The sequence below is a fragment of the Pseudoalteromonas sp. GW168-MNA-CIBAN-0100 genome (assembly GCF_040309225.1).
In the GTDB taxonomy this organism is placed as follows: Bacteria; Pseudomonadota; Gammaproteobacteria; order Enterobacterales; family Alteromonadaceae; genus Pseudoalteromonas; species Pseudoalteromonas arctica.
Map to the genome: position 1 here is coordinate 1 of NZ_JBEOOL010000467.1, position 281 is coordinate 281.

General features: G+C 42.7%; 1 protein-coding gene. It reads left to right on the plus strand.

Annotation, left to right across the window (positions count from 1 at the left end; translation table 11 throughout):
• Window positions 1-281 (plus strand): NAD(+)/NADH kinase (locus AAEY62_RS21985; RefSeq protein WP_350636524.1); only part of this gene is annotated, 281 nt, incomplete at both ends.

Genomic DNA, 281 nt, shown 5'->3' on the forward strand with positions numbered 1-281 from the left:
CAGGAAGCCAACTTATTGATATACCAAAAAATAAGTTAGTTAAACTGGTCGACTTAGGTGAACAAGCTGATTTAGCCATTGTAGTAGGTGGCGATGGCAATATGCTTGGCGCAGCGCGTGTATTAGCACGCTTTAATATAGCCGTTATAGGTGTAAACCGAGGCAATCTTGGGTTTTTAACCGATTTAAACCCCGAAGGTTTCGAAGCCAGTTTAGAGCAGGTACTCAGCGGTGAGTATGTTGAAGAAAAGCGCTTCTTACTCGAAGTAGAAGTGTATCGT